Below are 19,852 nucleotides of genomic sequence, written 5' to 3'. Positions count from 1 at the left end.
CGACGCGGCGAGACGCGCCGAAAGAGCGATTCAAGTGTCTCCGGATCTGACGGTCGCATATGGACGTGCGTCTTCGTCGTCTCGTCGGGGTCTCGGCGGCGCTTACGGGAATCCTGATGGTTCTCGGTGTGTACACCGCAGCGTCCGGCGCGGGGCTGACGTGCGCCGGACGCTGGCCGCTCTGTGACGGCTTCCTCGGCCTGTTTCCGGCGAACTGGAGCAGTTTCATCGAATGGTTCCACCGCTTCGTCGCGATGATCACCGGCTTCGTCGTCCTCGGGACGACGGCCCTGGCGTGGCGACGCGGTGCCGACCGGCGGATCCGCCTCGCGCTCGCTGCGTCGACGATCCTCCTGCCGTCGCAGATAGTCCTCGGTGCGCTCACGGTGACCACCTACCAGTGGGCCGTGTTACTCGCGCACTTCAGCACGGCGTCGATCATCTTCTCCGGCGTCGCGCTCGCGGCGGCAGCGGCGTATGCCCCCTTTGTTCGGGCGCGACAGGCGCTCGGCGTCGCGGGCGCGGTGCTCCCGGTCCTGTTGGTGTTGGCACCGCACGCCTTCGTCACGTTCGGGCCGCGGGTTCAGGCCGTGTACTACTTCCTCGGACTCGGTGTCTACGCGGCACTGCTCGCGGCGGCGGTGTGGGCGGATCCGGGGCAGTCCGCCAAGGCGCGGCGCGTCCGGCAACTGTCGGCGACGGCCGGGCTGATCGTCGTCTCGCTACTCGTAGTCGGCCGGCTGGTCTACGGCGGGACGCTGCAGTACGTCTCGATCGGGGGGAGTCTGCTCGCGCTCGCGCTCGTCGCGGCTGCGTGGGTCGCTGCCCGTCGAGAGGACGTCGGTCCGAGCACCCGGGGCGTCCCGGGCGGCGACTGACGAACGGGACGTCGACACAGCTGTGAAGACATCGACCGCCCAGAGTGTGGATCCGTCACAACTGTTAGATGCGCGGTCACGCGCGGTCAGAAACCCGCATCGAGGGTGAACGGACGTGCGCCAAAGCGACACGTTGTTATATTGCTCTCTATAACTGATCCCTGTTATGGACAGACGAACGTACCTGAAGACTGGAACGGGTCTACTGGCCGGCGGCCTCGTCGCCGGATGTACCGGCGGCTCGGGCGGAGACTCGACAGAGACGGCGACCGAGGGCGGCGATTCGATGACCGAATCAACGACCGAGGCGGAGACGACGGAGTCAGTCGTCCCCTCGACGGTAACGATCGGTTCGGACATCCCGTATCGGCCCTTCGAGTACGAGACGACCTCGGGCGAACTGACGGGCTTCGACGTCGAAATCGCCGAAGCGGTATTCAAGAGTCAACTCGGCGCCGAGTACGAGTTCCAGGCGACGAGTTTCGATTCGATCATCCCCTCGCTGAACAGCAACAACTTCCGGGTCATTATGTCCGCGATGACCATCAACGAGACCCGTGACCAGAAGGTCGACTTCTCCGACCCGTACTTCACCGCGTATCAGACCGTGATCGTCCGGAAAGGCGGGTCGATCTCGTCGAAATCCGATCTGAAGGGGCACCCGGTCGGCGTCCAGAAGGGGACGACGGGCGCAAACGCGGCCGAGGAGTTAAAATCGGAGTTCGACGGCGATCTCACCCTCAAGAAGTACGACCAGATCAACGGCGCGTTCCAGGCGCTCATCAACGGACAGGTCGACGCCGTCATCAACGACAACACGGTGAACGCCGGGTTCGCCAACGAGCGCGACGACGTCGTTTTCATCGAGGGCGAGGGCGTCGCCGCCGAGAGCGATCAGGAGGCCCCGCCGTACCTGACACTCACGATCGAGAACTACGGTATCGCGTTCCGCGAGGACGACGACACCTTCCGCCAGCGCGTCAACGAGGCGCTCGCAGCGATCAAGGAGAACGGTACCTACGACGAGATTTACTCGAAGTACTTCGCGGGATAATCTCAACTGGCTTCGTCCTCTTACCCCACCTATGGCAGACTCATACTCGAGCGCATCCCCGGAAGCTAACGCTGTCGCCGACGGGATCTTTGACGACCGGACGCTGAAATACCTCGGCGTCGCCCTGTCGAGTTTCTTCGCCCTGGGCGTCGTACTCCTGGTCCTTTACATTCTCTCGACACAGGTCGACTACGGGCTGATCCCGACGGTTCTCCCACAGTTCATCGGCGCGTACGGCCTGGTTCTCAGCATCGTCGTCATCAGCAGCATTCTCTCTGTCTCGAGCGGGATCTTCGTCGGACTCGCGCGGGTCTCGAAGACCCGGATCACGAGCGGGATCTCCGCGGCTTACGTCCAGTTCTTCCGCGGGACGCCGCTTTTGTTTCAGATATTCGTCATCTACTTCGGGGTCCCGACGCTATGGCCGGGGACGTTCCCCGTCTCGAACTGGGGGTTCCCGACGGCGATCATCGCACTGACGCTGAATCACGCCGCCTACGTCGGCGAGGCGGTCCGTGGGGGTATCGGGGCGGTCCCGGACGGCCAGATGGAGGCCGCTCGATCGCTGGGGATGGGCTACGTGCAAGCGATGCGCGAGGTCGTCATTCCACAGGCGTGGCGCAACGCCCTAGCGGCCGTCGGTAACGACCAGATCATCCTCGTGAAGGACACCTCGCTCCTGACGGTGATCGCGATTCCCGAACTGATCCAGCAGTTCCGCGACGTCAACAGCGCGACGTTCGACCCGTGGACGCCGCTGGTGTTAGTCGCCGTCGCGTATCTCTCGATCACGATTCCGATGGGACGACTCGTCACGTATCTCGAAGACCGAGCCGACTGGGGCGGTGAGACGAATGAGTAGCGACATCCTCCTAGAGTTCGACCACGTCGACAAGTACTTCGGCGATGCCCACGTCCTCAAGCAGGTCTCGCTGGACGTCACCGACGGCGACGTCTGCGTCGTCGTCGGTCCCTCGGGATCGGGGAAGTCGACGCTGCTCAGGTGTGCGAACCGCCTCGAAGAGATTCAGTCGGGTGAGATCCGCCTCGACGGGGAGTCCATCTCCGACCCCGACGGCGACATCAACCGCCTCCGGCAGCGCATCGGGATGGTCTTTCAGTCGTTCAATCTCTTCCCTCACAAGACCGCGCTGGAGAACGTGATGCTCGCGCCGCAGAAGGTCCGGGGCATCGACGAGAACACCGCCAGACAGCGGGGGGAAGAACTGCTCGAAGACGTCGGCCTCCTCGAACAGGCGACCTCGTATCCGAATCAACTCTCCGGCGGCCAACAACAGCGGGTGGCCATCGCCCGGGCGCTCGCGATGGATCCGAAAGTGATGCTCTTCGACGAAGTGACGAGCGCATTGGATCCCGAACTCGTCGGCGAAGTCCTGGGCGTGATGCGGGAACTCGCCGACGACGGGATGACGATGATGGTCGTCACCCACGAGATGGGCTTCGCCCGCGAAGTCGGCGACCGGGTCGTCCTGATGGACGAGGGACGGATCGTCGAATCCGGCGCGCCGAAATCGTTCTTCGGAAGCCCGGATACCGAACGCGGCGAGCAGTTCCTCTCGAAGATCCTTTGAGGCGTTTTCCCGGTCGGTGTTTCGGTCGCCGGCAAAGCACTTGTTCACGGGTGCAGAAATTTCGAGTAATGACCAACGTCCCCGGAGCCGGCTTCGTCGTCTTCCTCGGCATCGCTGCCGTCGCGGTCATCCTCCCGCTTCTCGCCGGCGTGAGCCTGCTTCTAGCGAGAGTGGCGGGTCGTCGCCTCGATGCGACGCTCTTGGCCGTCCATAGCCTCGGCATCGTGGTCGGCGTGTTCCTGTTCGCGTCCGGAACGGTCCCCGGAGTCCAGAGTCTGGATCTCTCCGTCGGCGCGCTCGTCGGCTTTCTCAGCAGCGCGCTCGCCGTCGGAGTGCTCATCGCGCTGCTCGGAGAGTGGGGACCGATCGCTCTCGGCGCGCTCGTGACGTTCCTGCTTCGCGAAACTGATTACGCCCGAAGCGTTCGGTGTTCGACCACGGGATACGTCGTCGGCGGCGTCGGCGGCGCGGTCATCGGACTGCTCGTGTCCGGAACCGTCCTCGGGGCTGTTGCGGGCGCGCTGCTCTCGATTCCGGGCGCGCTCCTCGGCGTCGCAGTCGACGTGACGGCGACGCGGTTCGAGACGTCGGGCAAGCCCGTATAGCCGTTGCCGCTCTGTCCCCGGATCCGACCGCGACAAGTCACATAAAGTCCGAAAGGCCGGCCTGCCCGTCGTCCTCGGCCGCGGCATCGTCCGTTTCGGCCGGTTCGCCGTCGTCGTCGAGCACGTCTGAATCTAGCGTCTGCTGGCTGTCGTCGTCGGCACCGTCGTCCGCGTCGGAGTCCTCCTCGGCGGCGTCAGAGTCGACGCGGCGTTCGCCCGCGAACGCACCGTCGGCGTGATCTTCGACCGCCTCCGAGCGAAGTTCGGCCGCGTCCTCGACAATCGACTGGACCTTGTTGGTGGTCTCACCGCTGCCCGTGACGTACGAGACCGCGGCCTCGTCGAGGTCGTACCACGCGGCCATCGCGACGGTTAGATCGCGCGGCTTACAGTGATGCGTCATCGCGGCGAGAAACGGCAGCACGTCGAGGCGCGCAGTCGACATCGAGAACCCGCCGGAGTCGGCGATCGATCGGACGATTTCGTCGCGCGTCGAATCGCGCGTCGAGCGGTATGGCGCGCCGCCGTAGCGCGTCCACCCGCCGCGGGTGTGATTGCGTGCGGCTGCAACGCCGCCAGCGAGATTGTCGGTGGCGTAGCGCCACCACGAGTAGTCGTAGTCGGTGGCGTACACACGACTGGTCCAGACGTCGGCGTTCGCCAGGAAGTCGTAGGCGCGGACGAGTTCGTCGTCCTCGTAGACGAGACTGACCTTGTCCTCGATCCACTGCACCAGGTCGTCGGGTGTCTCGTCCACGGCGTAGGCCGTCTGGAGCGCGTCTTCGGCCGACTCCTCTTTCAGCACGGCATCGAGGAACTCGAACAGTCCAACCGATCGGTTCCGCGACCCGGTCGTAACGTCGTCGAGTGTGACTCGCTCCGTCCCGTCGGCGGTCGCCTGAAGATCCTTGACGGCCGCGCGGAGGTCGCCGCTGTCGGCTTCGGCGATCTGTTCGAGCGCCTCCTCGTCGAACTCGATTCCCTCCTTCCGGAGAATGTCGCGCAGGACGGGAACAATCGAGCGCGCGGAGACGTCGCGGAACTCGATCTCCTGTGCAGCGTTTCGGAGACCGTTCGACATCTCGTAGTACTCGTTGGCGATGAGGACGATCGGCTGGTTCGATTCTTTGAGTAACTGGGTGACGGCCTTCGCGCCGCCGCGATCGTACTGGTAGTGGATGTTGTCGGCCTCGTCCATAATCACCAGTTGGCGGCCGTCGCCACCGCCGCCGACCGATCCCGAAAGCGTAGCGTTCCGGGAGGCGCGGCCCGCGAGGCGCTCGATCGCGTCCGCGGTCCGCTCGTCGGAGGCGTTCAACTCGACGGCCTCCCAGCCCATATCGTTCGCCAGCGCGTGCGCCGCCGAAGTCTTGCCGACGCCGGGCGACCCGTGGAGGACGACGGGTTCGCGGTGGTCGTCCCACGTCTCGGCCCACTCCTGCAACGCGTCGCGGGCCTTGTTGTTGCCGCGGACCGCAGAGAGCGTCGACGGGCGATACCGCTCGGTCCAGTCGGTCATTGTCGAACTGTAGTCGGTGGCGCGTTTAGTGATTGCGGAGCGCCAGCGGGCGTCGTCCCGACGTCGGGCGCCGCCGTTCGTGGAAGTCGAGCAACAATTTATGCGAGCACGTGCCGAACGGGGGGTATGAGCGACGACGAGAGCGCGGTGGTGTTGAATCGGTCACAGATCGACGACGTACTCGGAACGGGCGGCGTCGGAGTGCTGGCGCTCGCTGACGACAACGAACCGTACGCGATTCCCATCTCGTACGGCTACGACGCCGACGCCGGCGAGGTGTTTCTCCGTCTCGGGTTCGGCGAAGCGTCCGAGAAGCGGCGGTTCCTCGACAGTTCCGACGGTGTCGCGCTCGTCGTCTCGAACGAGTCCGACGAGGGCTGGGTGTCGGTCGTGGTCCGCGGGCCACTGAGCGACGTACCCGAGGCGAGCATCGACGGGGCCGTCGTCGAATCGATTCGGACGGTCGACATCCCGTTTTTTACCGTGTACGACCAACCTCCCAGAGAACTGGAGTACGACCTCTACCGCCTCACTCCCGACGAGATCACGGGGCGGCGCGAGAAGCCGTCTGTCGGGATCGAGTGACGACAGGACGCTCGGTCACGAGCCGGACCCATCTCGCGGTCACGGTGTGTCGGTGAACGCCTGAACGTCACCGTCGTTGGTGATGCCGACCTCGATGGGCGAAGTGAGTTCGTTCTGTTTCGTGCAACCGTCGAGTGAGCCGTACAGATGCGTGTAGAGTTTCGGACGGCAGTAGTCGATTTTGATGCCGGCCTCGTCGGCGTGCTCGTAGACGGCGTTGACGAGTTCGTCGAAACTGGTGCCCGGTTCGACGGTGAACTGTACCGGCGACCGGACGGTCCGAACCAACTCCAGTGTCCGCCGGGCTTTCTCGACGTTCGATTGGGCTGCCCGCTCGACGGCACTAACGTTCGAGTTGGTGGTGCCCAGTCGCTCGGCCACCTCCTGCTGCGTCAGCCCCTGCTCTCTGAGTTCGAGGATTTCCAGTTGACGCGCTGTCAGCGTCGTCGACTCCACAGCGACCATACGAATCAAACAGAAGTGTTTTAGATAATCTTTTCCCTCAAAGAGTAGTCTATCGTGTATGGCCGAGGAGGGAGCCCGTGGAACGCGTCGCCGGTTTCTCCGGGCCGTCGGCGTGACCGCCGCGGCCGGGCTGGCAGGCTGTGCCGGCAACGAGGGTGGCGCCGAGGGGGCAACGCCGACCAGGTCGGCGACGGGGACGACGGGCGGCGACGGCGGGTCGTCCACAACGGTTGCGATCCTCTCCGCCGGAAGCCTCCAGTACGCGCTCGAAACCGGACTGAAGCCCGCGGTCGACGTGCCGGTGCGGATCGAATCGCACGGCTCGGCGACGGTCGCCCGGATGGTCGCCGAGGGCCAGCGCGATCCAGATATCGTCACTGTGGCGGACACCGCGCTCTTCGAGGGCCCGATCACGCCGTCGTGGTACTCGGTGTTCGCGAGCAACGCGATGGTCCTCGTCTACAACCCGGACACCGACGCTGGACAGCGCATCGCGGCCGCCAGCCCGGACGAGTGGTACGAACCGCTGGCCGGCAGCGACGTCAGCGTCGGGCGGACGGATCCGGACCTCGATCCCCTGGGCTACCGCACGCTGTTCACGCTCGAACTCGCCTCGCGGTACTACGACGGCGCGTCGAACCTGCGGGAGCGACTCCTCGAACGCGACCAGATCTACCCGGAAACGTCGCTACTCAGTCAGTTCGAGGTCGGCGCGATCGACGCGGCGTTCGCTTACCGCAGTATGGCCGTCGAGCGCGGCTACGACTACGTCGAACTCCCGGACCGCATCGATCTCAGCAATCCCGTACACGAGTCGGAGTGGTACGAGACCGTCTCGTACACGCTCCCGAGCGGCCAGGAGGTTCGCGGCGGGTTCATCAGTTACGGATCGACGATCCGAGCGCTGAGCGACGCGGCGCTGGCCGTCTTCGACGTTCACACCACCGGAGACTACCTCGCGGAGTCGGGGTTCGTCCAACGTGATCGGTTTCCGACGTACGAAGGGTCGCCACCCAGTCAGGCCCGTAACGCCGTTGAGGCATCGACCGCGACGCAAGCGAGCCCCGGCGCGGATCGCTTGCTGACGAGTGGGGTTTCGGAACTCACGGTTCTCATCTGAGCAGTATGGCAGCGCACTCCACTCGGACGAGGGCGGTTCGGCGGCTTGACTGGCTCACCGTCACGCTGTTGCTCGGCGGTGTCTTGCTCGTCTACTACCTCGCGCCGATGCTCTCGCTGTTCCTCGCTGTCCCGCCGGGGGAGATTGTCGGAGAGATGACGAACCCGACCGTGCTGGGTGCGGCGACCACCTCGCTGCTTTCGGCGTCGATAACGACGGTGCTGGCCACGCTGTTCGGATTGCCGCTGGCCTACTGGCTCGCCCGCACCGACGCAGTCGTGAAGAACCTCGTTCTCGCTGTGATCCTCCTGCCGCTGGTGCTCCCGCCGACCGTGGGAGGTGTGGTATTGCTCACCGTGATCGGCCCGAATACAGTCGTCGGGAGCCTCGCGTCGACGGCCGGGATCCAACTCACCCGATCGCTGGCCGGGGTCGTCCTCGCGCAGACGTTCGTCGCGTCCCCGTTCGTCGTCGTGACCGCGAAAGCGGCCTTCGAGGCGGTCGATCCGACGCTCGAATACGCGTCGCGGTCGCTCGGGAAGGGCCGCTGGGCGACGGCGCGGAGCGTCACGCTTCCGCTGGCCGGGCCGGGAATCCTCGCGGGCGTGATGCTCGCGTTCGCGCGAGCGATAGGCGAGTTCGGGGCGACGATGATGCTGGCGTACTACCCCCGAACGATGCCGGTCCAGATCTGGGTGTCGTTCGTCTCGCTCGGTCTCGAAGACGCGTATCCGATCGCGATCATCCTGATCGGCGTCTCGATTGCAGCGCTGGCCATTCTCAACACCGTCGCGTCCAACCCGTGGGCATGAGTCTGGAACTCGACCGTCTCGAACGGGCCTACAGCGGGTTCGAACTCGGGCCCATCGATCTCACGATCGACCGGGAGGTGCTCTCGGTTCTCGGCCCGTCGGGGTGTGGGAAGACGACGTTGCTATGGCTGATCGCGGGAGTTCTCCAGCCCGATGCGGGCCGGATCACGCTCGACGGTCGGTCGCTCGAAGGGCTTCCCCCAGAGCGTCGGAACGTCGGTTTGGTGTTTCAGGACGGCGCGCTCTTTCCGAATATGACCGTCGGGGAGAACATCGCGTACGCCAGTTCGGATCCCGCGTACACCTCGGCGTTAGCGGAGTTGCTGGAGGTCGAAGACGTGCTCGGGCGCCGACCGCAGACCCTCTCGGGCGGCGAGCGACAGCGGGCCGCTCTCGCGCGGACGCTCGCGACCGAACCGGCGGCGCTGCTCTTGGACGAACCGCTCTCGAGCCTCGACGCGCCGATCCGCCGCCGCCTCCGGAGCGAACTCTACGACCTCTTCGATTCGATCGGGATCCCGGTGGTGCTGGTGACGCACGATCAGCGGACGGCGACGGCACTCGGCGACCGAATCACGGTACTCCGCGCCGGTGCTATCGAGCAAACGGGACCGTCGACTGCCGTTCTCGACCGCCCGGCGACCCGGTTCGTGGCCGACTTCACGGGCAACGAGAACATCTTCGAGGCATCGGTGTCCGATCGCGGGTCGGGGACGGTCACGCTCCGGGTCGACGACCTCCGGTTCCGTGCCACAATCGGGCCCGACTCCGGGCCTGCGGTCGGTTCGACGCTCACGGCGTGTGTCCATCCCTCCCGCGTGCGCCTCCGGACCCCTCCGACGGAGCCAGAAGCGGTGGGAAGTCTCATCGAAGGGACGGTTCGCCGCTGGCTGAACGAGGGCGATGAGTACCGGGTCGTCGTCGAACTGGCGGACGCTTCGCTCACACTGACGGCGGCGGTGTCGCCGCCTGAGTTCGAATCGCTCTCGGTCGACGTGGGGTCGAGTCTGCAGGTCGCCATCGCACCGGACGCAGTACATCTGATCTCTGTCGACAACCCAGACGAACGGTCAGGCAACCGCACCGACGCTTCGGACCGGAACTGAGGCTCTCGTCGAGACGACGACCAGAAGACATCATAATACGGGACACACCTTCGATCGATGTCACGCACGTCGTCGTCCCAGGGCAGTCTGGTGCCAAACGGTCGAACCACACTGATCGACGGAGCCGGCGGGCTCATCTCGTTCCTGCTGACGTACGCGCTCACCTACGCCGTGGCGGGCCAGCAGCTCTCGAACTCGCTGGCTTCCCGCGTTTTGGAACTCGCAACCGGCGATCCGGGGACGTGGAAACTCGTCGGCTGGGTGTTCTTCAACGCCCACTACGTCACAACAGAGATTCCCGGGCTGTTCGGATCGACAGCGGTGAACTTCGTCGGCCGGGGCGACACCTTCCCCGGTTGGCTCTTTCTCCTCCCGCCGGTCATCCTGCTGATCGTGGGAGCGCTCGTCGGCGTCGTCAGTCGTGCCGACAGAGTGCTGTCTGGGGGCCTCGCGGGCCTGACGGTCACCGTTGCGTACCTGCCGCTTGCGATCGTCGGGGCGTTCCTGTTCTCGATATCGGTCGGCGACGCCTCGGCAGGGCCGACGCTCGTCACCGCGATTCTCCTGACCGGCCTCGTCTACCCGCTGGTCTTCGGAGCGGTGGGTAGCGCGCTGGGATCGTTCGCCGGCGAGTAGTGACTCACAGGCCGCGAGCGACCATCTCGCCCCAGCGCTCGAAGCCGTATCGATCGTAGAACGCTTTCGCCCGCGGATTGGTCGGATCGACGTCGAGGGCTATCCGGTCGAGTGGCAGGTCTTGCAATCGAGCGCACGCGAGCGCGGCCTCGAGGAGGTCGTCGGCGACGCCCGTCCCGCGCTGTTCTTGTCGGACGTAGATCTCGTTGAGAACGGCGGCGTCCCAGATGAACGCCAGCGACTCTGGGAGGAGAAAAGCGTATCCGACGAGCGGCGGTTTCGACTCCGTCGGGTCGGTCGTCTCGGCGACGACGACGCAGTCTGGATCCTCGTCGACGCACCGGTGGACCCAATGGAGCCACCGCTCGCGATACTCGTCGGTCAGTTTCGCCGCGTACGTCTCTCCTTTTTCGTCGCCACCGGTCTCGGAGCCGAGTCCCAGTTCGAAGTTGCGCTTCAACGCCCACAGCGCGGACGCGTCGTGGGCTGCTGGATTGTACGGGCAAACCGTGATCGCCCCGGTGGGATCGTTCATCGTGTGATCTCGATCCACCGAGGACAAGAACGCACCCATTCGGGGACATCTAGTCGGCTTGTCGAAGCCGGACGCCCGTCACGAACGCCGACAGCGGGAGCAGCCACGCACGAAAGCCCGTCATCGCGACGGGGAAGAGCCGCTCGACGGGCTGTTGGCTCCCGGCGCTTCCGCCGTCGCCGCCGCTCTGGCCCAGCGTCGGCTCGGCGTCGAGGACGGTTCGGAAGTCGAAGTTCCCCGTCGTTCGCGGTCGATCCTGTGGCTGGGCGGGTGGCGAGAGATCGACGAACGTCTGTACCCATCCCCGGTCCGTGGAGTAGAACAGCCGGCCGTCGACGGTGTAGAACTGGTCGTGAAGCGGGTAGAAGGCGTTGACGCCGCCCACGACCAGATCCGGCACGATCGCCGCACCGAACAGACAGACCACGGCGACGAAGGCGACGTTGACGCCGCGCTCGCCGTAGCGCTCGCGGAGCCAGGAGTCCGCCCGAAATTGCGTGTCCCAGAGGAGTACAGCGAGTACGAGCGTCGGCAACAGGAACGTGTGGCCTACGGAACGGTGCGCGCCGGAGAGGATCGGCTCGAGCGCGACGTCCAGATCCGGAAGGATCGTCGCCCCGGCGATGACGAGCGCACTCCGGCGGTCGAACGCTTCACCGAGGAGCCCTGCCGCGAGCAGGAGCGCGATGGCGACGTGGACGAGGGTCGAAGGCACCGACGAGTACTGACGCGCCGGCGGACTTGAACGTTCCTGCGGGACGGGACGGGAGCGGGATCGACGCGGCGAGAGTCGCATCTGTCGCTCAGTGGAAACTGAAGGCTCTTGGCGAACAGTCGGCACTCCTCGGAGGGCCCGCGTCGACGTGCCGAGCAACCGCGGTCCGACGCGGGGTCGATGTCAGATCATACCCCTGCTGGTCCCGCTTTGGCACATAAACCTCCGCCTCCGGTTGCGGTGTCACGTCGGGTGTACGTCGTCGTTCGTCGAACCCCACCTTCGATACGCTTTTCCACCTGTCCCGCCCACCTCTGGGCAGAATGCATCGAGTGCCAGCGAGTGATGGGGGCCTCCGGCTGTGACCACGGTGCCCAGAGAGGATCTGGCGCGGCGCATCGCGGGCGAAATCACCCTGAGCGACGACCCCGGCGCGACGCTCCGGAAGTGGCGGACGGACTTCGACGTCTCACAGACCGTCCTCGCCGACCAGTTGGACGTCTCCTCGTCGGTCATCTCCGACTACGAGAGCGGGCGGAGAGAGAGCCCGGGCATCGGCGTCGTCCGTCGAATGGTCCAGGCGCTCTTGGAGATCGACGAGTCGCGCGGGGGTGGCCGAATCCGTCAATACGCCCGCGTCATCTCTGCCGGCTTCGAGAGCGACATCGTGCAGGACCTGCGGGAGTACCCGACGTCGATCCCACTAGAGACGCTCTACGACGCGATGGACGCGACTGAACTCGTCCGCGGCGATCAGGATCGGATCAGCGGCCACACGGTTATCAACAGCATCGAGGCGATCACCCGGCTCTCCTCAGAGGAGTTCTATCGCCTGTACGGGCAGTCCACCTCGCGGGCGCTGGTCTTCACCAGCGTCACGCGCGGCGAGTCGCCGCTGGTCGCGATGCGCGTCGTCAACCCAACGCCGAACGCAGTCATCCTGCACGGCCTCACCGAAGACGACCTCTGGGAGCACGCCCCCTCGCTGGCGACGATAGACGGCTTCTCGCTCGCCATCTCGAACCGGGATCTGGAGGAGATGCTCGAGGATCTCCGGCGACTGCCGTAGACTGGCTGCCCTGTCGATCGGCAGCCCCGGAGAAGACTTTCTTCAGCCGCCCACGTGGACCCAGTATGTCCACTGCAACTGTCTCGACTCCCGATACGGACGAGGAGTGCGCGTACTGCGACTCGAGAATCTTCGATCACGACCCGATCTGCGTCCGCGACTGCGACGACGACTGCGGGTCACCCACGTACTTCTGCAACTACGCGTGTCTCACGGCCCACGTCGAAGAACGCAATCTGATGGCGGGCAACGCCTGCCGGTGGTCGCCCGAAGACGGCTGCTGTTGAGCAACGCTACCGAAGTACTGAAGCGGTGAAGCGGTCTACTCGATGTAGTCGTAGCGCCGCTCGTTCATCCGGCCCCAGCCGGTGAAGACGAACTCGTCCTCGGGCGGGGTGAACTCCTCGACGTCGGCCTCCTTCTCGTGGTTGTGGACATCGTGGATGAGTTCGTACTCGTCGTAGTCGAGGTCGTAGCGGGCGTCGAGTTGCGGCGTCACGTCGACGGCTTCGACGGCCTCGCGCCAGCCGCTCTGTACCGTCTCGCTGTGGATCTCCGCCTGTGCTCCCGAGCCGTACGAGCCGACGAGCAGTCGCTCGCCCGCGAGATCCACGTCGTTCTCGATAGCGGCGCGGAGTGCCGAGAGCCGCGCGACGTGTACTGAACCAGTGTACCAGTTGCCGACCTGTCCCGAGATGTCGACGGTCGGATCGATCGCCCGTTCGTACCACTCCTGGTATCGACGGGTCTCTTTCAGTTCGTCCATATACGCCCGGATCGCCTCCTCGTACGCCTCGCGGTCCGCGTAGCCGTTCTCGCGGGGTTGCATTCCGATGTCGTCGGCGAGTGCGTCCTCGATTTCGGTACCGCGCGTGATGTGGCGATACCCGAGCAGCGCGGCCTTCCGAACCATTCCCGGATACGGCGTGTGGAACGGGAAGTACACGAAGTCGTCGGGGTGCGTGTCGCCCGTGGCCGACTCGTAATCTTCCAGCGCTTCGCGCATCCGAGCGAGATACACCTGAATCGACCGCTTGCCGTCGACGCTCGGGAACTGCTGATTCGGTTTGAGGAAGTCGGTCTCGTCAGCGCTCCCGTACCCCTGCTCGGTCGAGAGCGAGACGATGTCCGGATCCTCGTCGATCAGCATTGCGACCGCGCCGGCGCCTTGCGTCGCCTCACCGGGATCGCCACGCTCGTAGAGCGCCATATCGGTCGCAACGACGAGCGCCGCGCGGCCCCTGTTGCGACCCGCGCGGATCCAGTTGTACGCGTCGTCGATGCTCTGGGTGCCCGCCAGGCACGCGAACTTCCGCTCGCCCTTGTTCGCGTGGTGGAAGTTGCCGTCGTAGACCTGTTCCAGACAGCCCGCGATGTACGTCGAGACGGGTTTGGAGTTGTCGAAGGCTGACTCGGTCGCGACGTCGATTCGACCGATGTCTTCGGGGGTGAGCCCCTTCCGGTCGATCAGCTGTTTAGCGGCGTTCGCCCCCATCGTGACGATGTCCTCGTAGACGTCCGGGAGCGACGAGTACTCGATGCCGATCCCCTTCTCGTACTTCCCGGGGGCCTCGCCTTTGACCGGCGCGAACGTATTCGGGAGGTCGAGTCGGAGTTTTCCCGTCCTGATCTCGATCGCGTCGATGCCGACGGCAGTCATAGGTACGACATCACCCGTATCGCTTATTGATGTGTCGATGCCCGTATCGACGATTGTCTAATCCGTGCCGACGCGGCACGCTCTCCGGCTCACTGGCCGCCAAACCAACTGTTCCGCCAGTCCTCGGGACTGTTGTCCCAGCCCTGTCCCACCAGTCGTCAGTGTCGTCGTCCTAGCTCTGTCATACCAGTTGTCCCAGCCGTCGCCCCACCAACCGCCGTCGGATTGTCACTTCCACGCTCGTTGAGCCGCCCGACAGTGGACTCTAGCGCGTGTCGTCCTCGCTGTCTACCGGCGGACCGGCATCGTCTCAGAAGCGCCCAGGCGGGTATGCGGCGGCGGTCTCTTCCACGCGAATCGGGGCGGTGAGCGCGTTCGCGTTGTCGCCATCGTCGCTATCGTCGGAACCATCATTCCCGTTGCCATTTCCGTTTCCGTTGCTCTCGCTCTCGTCGTCGCCCTCGCTCTCATCGTCACCCTCATTATCGTCCTCGTCGTCGCCTTCTCCCTCGCTTTCGACGGTTACCACCGTGGTGTCCTGCCCCGAAGCGGTCCCGTTCTCTGCAGTGAATTCGACCGTCACCGTGTGGTTCCGGTCTGTGACGTTCTCGCGGACCTCGAACATCGGATCGATCGTGTCGCCATCGACGACGGCAACGGCGTCCGACGGAAGCCCGTCTATGTCGGTGATCCGCCAGTCGTAGGAGAGATCAGTGGCAGCATCCGGGACCGTCCCATTCAGTCCGACGGACGACCCCGCCTCGCCCGAGACGGTTCGGTCGTCTCCAGCATCGACGGAGATGGCTCGATCGATCGACCCTGCACCCGCGGCAGAGCCCGACACTGCGAGGGATCCCACTGTCAGGCTCCGGCGGACGACTACAGCCCCTGCAGATTCATCGACGACCGTCACCGTGACGTCGTTGCCGGCGGACTCCGCCCAGTCGAGTCCCCAGGTCTCGCCCGGATCGAACTGTCCGTTTGCGTCGCCGCGGCGGATCGACCCATCGGCGAAGCGGAACGTGTACCCGCCGGAGGCGTTCATAACGATCACCCGGATGTCTGCCGTCGAGAACGTCCGCCCACCGTTGTGCGACAATCGCAACTGATCCTCGGTGGCCGCGACTCTGATGTCGATTCCCGCGTCTGTTGTGCTGCCGGCACCACCCGCCGCTCCGCCGCCGGATCCCCTGGTCGTCGACGCGACGTAGTACGCCCCGAACGTGGTCGCGCTGACGACGACCACCGCGATGAGTAGCAGACTCGCGAGAGACTCCGTCTGAGCGCGATCGGTTCGTGAGCGCCGGTCCACTCGAATCTGTCGCCATTGGATAGTAAAAAAAGTCACCTCGGAATTTCACGTATGATATTCGTTCTGCCTACGCAGATGCGGTCACATCGAAGTCCTCAGTGTATTGCGTGCCCCCAGTGGAGTACGTCAGCGTGACCGTGATGCTCTCGCCCGACATATCGACTGTAACAGGATTTGGATTGCGAGATTCATAGAATTCGAAAACATAGAACCGTGCGGATTGTGATCCAGATATCTCAGCTTTGTCAGTTAGATCACCGGTAGAGCCGATTTCCCACTTGCCACTGTTTATATTGTTATCTTTCGTTTCGTAGGAGCCGTCTTCGGGATTCTCGGTGCCACTGCCGTCATCACCGACGTCAACGAACACTTCTCGCTCCCCATTTCCCGCTTGGTTGCCACCTTCATAGACCAAGGTCGCACTATTGGACGGATTGGATAGGGTGATGCTCTCGATCGTCACTGTGTCCGATCCGTCATTTGCAATTACGAACTGGATTCCGGTCGAGTCGCCGCCGTTCGCGCTGGCTTCTCCGCTCCCGGCCTGAAGTGAAAGCGGCCCGCCACTACCGCCGCCGCCTCCGGTCACCGACTGAACGACGAGGTCGTACTGCACGTTCTCCTGTTTGCTTCCGTTGAAGTCCGAACTTTCGACGTCGTATTCGCTCCCGTTGACGGCTCGCAGGTAAGATACGTTGACCCGGTCACCGCCCGGCGGCGGGGCCGTGTACTGATAGCGATAGCGACCCGGTTCAACTGTCACGCCGTTCTGCATCTCCGGCGGTCGGTCGGTCGCTGCGAGGACGTCCGCACCGACGGGGTTGTTGAACCGGTCCCGCGATTCGACCACGAACGGGTACGTTCGCCCCTCGAAGGGCTGTTCGACGAGGTCGTCGACACTCGTCAGATAGGCGGGCTCGGTGCCCTCGACGTTCGTTCCGACGCCGACTTTCGAGAGCTTCAGCTCGTAGGTCACGCCCGGCTCGAAGAACAGTTCGACGCCAGCGGCGTGATTCTGGACGTCGTACACGTGCGCGTCGGTGGACGCGTTGCTGGGGTCGTACTCGCCCGACTCGCTGAGCAGTTCTTCCCACGTGTCGGCACCGAGTCGAGAGGGCAACACCACCGAGACGTCGCCGCCGTCGCTGTCGTTCGAGATGCTGACTGTCCGCGTCGAGACGCTCACCGCGCGGGGATCGACGGTCAGCGTTCCCGATCCGCTCCGAGAGAGGTCTCCCGAGAGCACGACGAGTGAGATGCGCGATCCGGCGACCACCGACTGACCGGTCAGCGTGAGGTTCCCCGAACGGAAGTGGTTGTACACCACGCCGTTCTCGTAGACGGTCGTCGGCGCGTTCTGGAAGTTCGCGTAGTTCGGGCGGTAGACGAGCGACGCCGTCGTGTAGTTGCGCGGCGTCCCGTTCCAGAAGTCGTCGGTCTCGGGGTAATCCACAGTTGCCGTCGTGCTGTCGTCCGCCTCGGCGTTCTGGATGCTAATGTCCCCGAGGGCGGTCGTCGAAAGGGAGCCACTCGGCGGTGCCGGATTGACCGCGACGACTCGGGACGGATACCGCGTCCCGAGTTCGACCCCGACGGGCGCTGCGGACCCCGTCGCCGCGGTCCCGAGGATCGCGTTCCGGACTTCCTGCATATCCGCCTGCACGCGCTGATTGTGCTGGAACTCGACCTGGCTGTTCTGATTGGGGACCACCGTCGCCTGATACAGCGAGAGCGTGACGACGAGAAACCCGAGGAGTAGGACAGCGCCGATCTGGACCGTGACGGCTCGCTCATCCCCCCGGAAATCCATACCTCCGAATGTGCAGTTGCCGGGTAAAAACGTGCCGCCCGTCGGGTGATACCGAGGCCGTGGTCGACCGGGCAGGCTCGCCGCTCACGGCGCGGCGTGTGGTCGGACGACTCAGTCTTCCTCTTCGACGACCTCGGGGTCGCTCATCGCGCTCTGGAGGCTGTCGAGTCCGTTAACCCACTCGGAGACCAGCCCGTACTCCAGTTCTTCGGCGATCGCCATATCGAGTTCGTCGCCGTGGATGATCCGCGTGCCCGCCTGGACTAGATAGCCGAGCGCCGCGTCCATATCCTCTTCTGCTTCCGCCGCGGCGGCGGCCTCGACGTACTCGGCGAGCGGGACGTCTTCGGCCGCGCCCGCGACGATGTACTCCTCGGCCGCGTAGAAGACACAGACGAGGCTCGTCTGGACGCCGTCGACGAGCATCTGCTTGTCCTCGCGCGCGGCGTCGTCTTCGATGTCCAGCCTTGGCTCTGAGAGGACAATCGCACGAACGCGCTCGAGTTCGTCGATCGCTTCCTCGTCGTCGAGACGCTCGTCCTCGAAGGCGGAGACGATCTTCGCGATTGCGATGGCGGCGTCGTCCTGTAGATTCAAGAGCAAGCGCGCGGAGTCCTCGTTCTCCGGATCGAGATCCTCCTCTTCGACGCGTGAAAGCCAATTCTGCCAGCGTTCTTCGGTGTAGTAGGTCTCTTCGGCCTCGGTCATACTCCACCATTCCCGCCGGGATTCAAATGCCTTTCTTGTCGAGTGCTGGGACCACGCGTTCGCAGCGTATCAGGCTAACAGGTAGCGGACCCGACCGCGGAGTTTACAGCGGATGTCGATCAGTCACCGCCCGTCGGGGGAACCGGCCGCGAGGACTCGGATCTACCGCGACAGCGTCGCCTCGGTGTCGATTCCGTAGACGTACTCGGGCGTCTCGACGTGTGCGATGGCGACGGCGTCGTCGTGATCCGCATCGAGGAGCCATCGGACGCGACGTGGAACTGTCTTCGGGCCCAGAACCGCACCCGGGCGGTCCGGGTCGTCAACGAAGTCCGTCTCCATCAGGAACGGGTCGCCCCGCTCGGCGGCGACTTCGAGCCGATCTTTCTCGCTCATCACGCTTGGGGTCGGTCCCGCGAGCCTCCCGCCAGCGTAGTGTTTGACCACGCGGTGGGCGGGCAGTCCTCGTGCTTCGGCCCACTCGGCGACCTCGGTCAGGTCCTCCGCCGCCTCGGTGTGCAACTGGACGGCGCAGCCGAGGTCGGCCGCCAGCGAGAACGCGTGGCGCATCACGTCGTTGGAGGCCGTCCACACCGAATCGGGGACGTCGTAGTGCGGTCGGCCCGATTTTAGGGCCAGCGCGTCGCCCGCGCGGACGAACTCCGCGGCGCGGTCGAGCCCGACACGCATCAGGTCGCTTGCCTCGTCGGGGTCGAATCCGCGGTCTTCGACGAGTCGTGAGACGAGTCCGGGATGAACGCCGAGCACGGGCCACGCACGGCCGGGAAGCAACTCACTGGCCTCGGAGACGACGTTCACGGTCGTCTCGAATACGGAGTCGAAATCCTCGCCCGTCTCGGCCTCGACACCAAGGTGCCACGACGGCTTGTTCACGACGAGCAGGTGCGTCCCGCCGAGTCGAGCGAAGTCCCGAACGGCCTCGAACCCGCGGCCGTGCTCCGGGTCGAGGTGGAGATGGTTGTCCAATACGGGCGTGCCGAGGTCTTCCATACCTACCCGTCGAAGCTCCTCGCAAAAATGTCGATTGCTTTTCGCGCCCGTTCTCCGTCTCCCGCGAGCGCGCTGGCTCGCGCCGGTCGAACAGCGCCGCAGTCGACGCTCACTCGTACAGGTACTGCCACGGCCGCTCACGCTCGAACGCGGCGCTCGCAGCGAGCACAGTTTCATCGCCGAAGCGCGGCCCCACGAGTTGCGTCCCGACCGGTGCCGATTCATCGTCGGTTCCGGCGGGAACCGTCCCGGCGGGGTGATCCGTCCAGTTGAACGGCCACGTGAGCAGGCGCCGTGCGACCCAGTCCCAGTGGTCGTGTGTTGGCCTAAGTTCCGGAGCCGTCGTCCCCGTCGTCGGCGTCACTAAGAGATCGTACGTCCCAAAAACCGACTGTATGACATCGAACATCCGGGTCCGGACGATTCCGGTGTCGGCCAGGTCGTCGACGCCCCGGTCGGCCGCGATGTCTAGCAGTTCGACCAGCGAGTCCGAGAGTTCGTCTCGTCGCTGTGAGAAGTCGACTTCGGCGTGCTGTTCGATGTTCCGGGTGATGCTCCGCAGGTGGACAGCCCAGGTGGTGAGGAAGGCGTCTTTGAGTTCGTCGGTCGTGAGCCCGTGGTCGAGGCTGATCTCCTCGACCGTCGCACCGGCGTCGACGA

22 protein-coding genes are annotated in these 19,852 nt (G+C 64.8%); 12 read left to right on the top strand and 10 right to left on the bottom strand.

The window, feature by feature from the left end:
• Positions 1-59: 59 nt before the first annotated feature.
• The 5 genes from ABEI27_RS14160 (at position 60) to ABEI27_RS14140 (ending at position 4,129) form a co-directional block, all read left to right on the top strand.
• Positions 60-878: a COX15/CtaA family protein gene (locus ABEI27_RS14160; protein WP_375800055.1), complete on the top strand. Its 819-nt coding sequence runs from the start codon at positions 60-62 to the stop codon at positions 876-878.
• Positions 879-1,044: 166 nt separating this feature from the next.
• The gene (locus ABEI27_RS14155) at positions 1,045-1,932 is read left to right on the top strand and encodes a basic amino acid ABC transporter substrate-binding protein (RefSeq protein WP_375800054.1); all 888 of its coding nucleotides are present in this window, start codon (positions 1,045-1,047) and stop codon (positions 1,930-1,932) included.
• A gap of 31 nt (positions 1,933-1,963) precedes the next feature.
• Entirely contained in the window at positions 1,964-2,794 is an 831-nt protein-coding gene (locus tag ABEI27_RS14150) for an amino acid ABC transporter permease (protein ID WP_375800053.1), read from the top strand.
• A complete protein-coding gene (locus tag ABEI27_RS14145) occupies positions 2,787-3,524 on the top strand; it encodes an amino acid ABC transporter ATP-binding protein (RefSeq protein WP_375800052.1) in 738 nt (245 codons plus the stop codon). Before ABEI27_RS14150 ends, ABEI27_RS14145 begins: the two co-directional genes overlap by 8 nt.
• Before the next feature lie 68 nt (positions 3,525-3,592).
• Positions 3,593-4,129, top strand: coding sequence for a hypothetical protein (locus tag ABEI27_RS14140; protein WP_375800051.1), 537 nt, complete (start codon positions 3,593-3,595; stop codon positions 4,127-4,129).
• 37 nt (positions 4,130-4,166) lie between these two features.
• On the opposite strand, the gene ABEI27_RS14135 is transcribed toward ABEI27_RS14140, so the two are convergent.
• Entirely contained in the window at positions 4,167-5,648 is a 1,482-nt protein-coding gene (locus tag ABEI27_RS14135) for a replication factor C large subunit (protein ID WP_375800050.1), read from the bottom strand.
• Between the two features lie 126 nt (positions 5,649-5,774).
• Here ABEI27_RS14135 and ABEI27_RS14130 point away from each other — a divergent pair, with 126 nt between their 5' ends.
• Positions 5,775-6,233 carry a pyridoxamine 5'-phosphate oxidase family protein gene (locus ABEI27_RS14130; protein ID WP_375800049.1) on the top strand — a complete coding sequence of 153 codons (459 nt, stop codon included), beginning with the start codon at positions 5,775-5,777 and terminating at the stop codon, positions 6,231-6,233.
• A 39-nt stretch (positions 6,234-6,272) separates the two neighbouring features.
• Here ABEI27_RS14130 and ABEI27_RS14125 read toward each other — a convergent pair whose 3' ends face one another.
• Entirely contained in the window at positions 6,273-6,698 is a 426-nt protein-coding gene (locus ABEI27_RS14125; RefSeq protein ID WP_375800048.1) for a Tfx family DNA-binding protein, read from the bottom strand.
• Between the two features lie 58 nt (positions 6,699-6,756).
• Between ABEI27_RS14125 and ABEI27_RS14120 the strand changes: the two genes are divergently transcribed.
• From ABEI27_RS14120 to ABEI27_RS14105, 4 genes are read left to right on the top strand one after another with little or no spacing between them, the layout of a single operon-like run.
• On the top strand, positions 6,757-7,818 hold the full coding sequence (locus tag ABEI27_RS14120) for an extracellular solute-binding protein (protein ID WP_375800047.1): 1,062 nt from the start codon (positions 6,757-6,759) through the stop codon (positions 7,816-7,818).
• Between the two features lie 5 nt (positions 7,819-7,823).
• The gene (locus ABEI27_RS14115; RefSeq protein WP_375800046.1) at positions 7,824-8,630 is read left to right on the top strand and encodes a molybdate ABC transporter permease subunit; all 807 of its coding nucleotides are present in this window, start codon (positions 7,824-7,826) and stop codon (positions 8,628-8,630) included.
• A complete protein-coding gene (locus tag ABEI27_RS14110) occupies positions 8,627-9,736 on the top strand; it encodes an ABC transporter ATP-binding protein (protein WP_375800045.1) in 1,110 nt (369 codons plus the stop codon). The genes ABEI27_RS14115 and ABEI27_RS14110 overlap by 4 nt, the downstream gene beginning before the upstream one ends.
• Positions 9,737-9,793: 57 nt before the next feature.
• Positions 9,794-10,372 (top strand): transporter, encoded by a 579-nt coding sequence (locus ABEI27_RS14105; RefSeq protein WP_375800044.1) that lies wholly within the window; start codon positions 9,794-9,796, stop codon positions 10,370-10,372.
• A 4-nt stretch (positions 10,373-10,376) separates the two neighbouring features.
• Here ABEI27_RS14105 and ABEI27_RS14100 read toward each other — a convergent pair whose 3' ends face one another.
• Together ABEI27_RS14100 and ABEI27_RS14095 are read right to left on the bottom strand one after the other, a co-directional pair.
• Positions 10,377-10,907: a GNAT family N-acetyltransferase gene (locus ABEI27_RS14100; RefSeq protein ID WP_375800043.1), complete on the bottom strand. Its 531-nt coding sequence runs from the start codon at positions 10,905-10,907 to the stop codon at positions 10,377-10,379.
• A 49-nt stretch (positions 10,908-10,956) separates the two neighbouring features.
• Complete coding sequence (locus tag ABEI27_RS14095) at positions 10,957-11,622, bottom strand: metal-dependent hydrolase (protein WP_375800042.1); 666 nt, start codon at positions 11,620-11,622, stop codon at positions 10,957-10,959.
• Between the two features lie 361 nt (positions 11,623-11,983).
• On the opposite strand from ABEI27_RS14095, the gene ABEI27_RS14090 reads away from it, so the two are divergent.
• Positions 11,984-12,691: a helix-turn-helix domain-containing protein gene (locus tag ABEI27_RS14090; RefSeq protein WP_375800041.1), complete on the top strand. Its 708-nt coding sequence runs from the start codon at positions 11,984-11,986 to the stop codon at positions 12,689-12,691.
• A 65-nt stretch (positions 12,692-12,756) separates the two neighbouring features.
• Positions 12,757-12,978 carry a hypothetical protein gene (locus ABEI27_RS14085; RefSeq protein ID WP_375800040.1) on the top strand — a complete coding sequence of 74 codons (222 nt, stop codon included), beginning with the start codon at positions 12,757-12,759 and terminating at the stop codon, positions 12,976-12,978.
• A gap of 35 nt (positions 12,979-13,013) precedes the next feature.
• Here the strand turns inward: ABEI27_RS14085 and hmgB are convergent, their stop codons facing one another.
• The 6 genes from hmgB to ABEI27_RS14055 form a co-directional block, all read right to left on the bottom strand.
• Positions 13,014-14,351, bottom strand: coding sequence for a hydroxymethylglutaryl-CoA synthase (hmgB, locus tag ABEI27_RS14080; protein ID WP_375800039.1), 1,338 nt, complete (start codon positions 14,349-14,351; stop codon positions 13,014-13,016).
• A gap of 310 nt (positions 14,352-14,661) precedes the next feature.
• On the bottom strand, positions 14,662-15,663 hold the full coding sequence (locus tag ABEI27_RS14075; RefSeq protein ID WP_375800038.1) for a hypothetical protein: 1,002 nt from the start codon (positions 15,661-15,663) through the stop codon (positions 14,662-14,664).
• Positions 15,664-15,730: 67 nt separating this feature from the next.
• A complete protein-coding gene (locus tag ABEI27_RS14070) occupies positions 15,731-17,473 on the bottom strand; it encodes a hypothetical protein (protein ID WP_375800037.1) in 1,743 nt (580 codons plus the stop codon).
• Between the two features lie 111 nt (positions 17,474-17,584).
• On the bottom strand, positions 17,585-18,181 hold the full coding sequence (locus tag ABEI27_RS14065; RefSeq protein WP_375800036.1) for a DUF2150 family protein: 597 nt from the start codon (positions 18,179-18,181) through the stop codon (positions 17,585-17,587).
• Positions 18,182-18,343: 162 nt separating this feature from the next.
• Positions 18,344-19,192: a TatD family hydrolase gene (locus tag ABEI27_RS14060; RefSeq protein WP_375800035.1), complete on the bottom strand. Its 849-nt coding sequence runs from the start codon at positions 19,190-19,192 to the stop codon at positions 18,344-18,346.
• 109 nt (positions 19,193-19,301) lie between these two features.
• Positions 19,302-19,852: amidase family protein (locus ABEI27_RS14055; RefSeq protein ID WP_375800034.1), on the bottom strand; the 551-nt coding region annotated here is incomplete at its 5' end.

The organism is Halobellus sp. (assembly GCF_042218505.1).
GTDB lineage: Archaea > Halobacteriota > Halobacteria > Halobacteriales > Haloferacaceae > Haloquadratum.
Note: the sequence above shows the minus strand (reverse complement) of the source record. Positions and strands in the feature narration are given on the sequence as shown.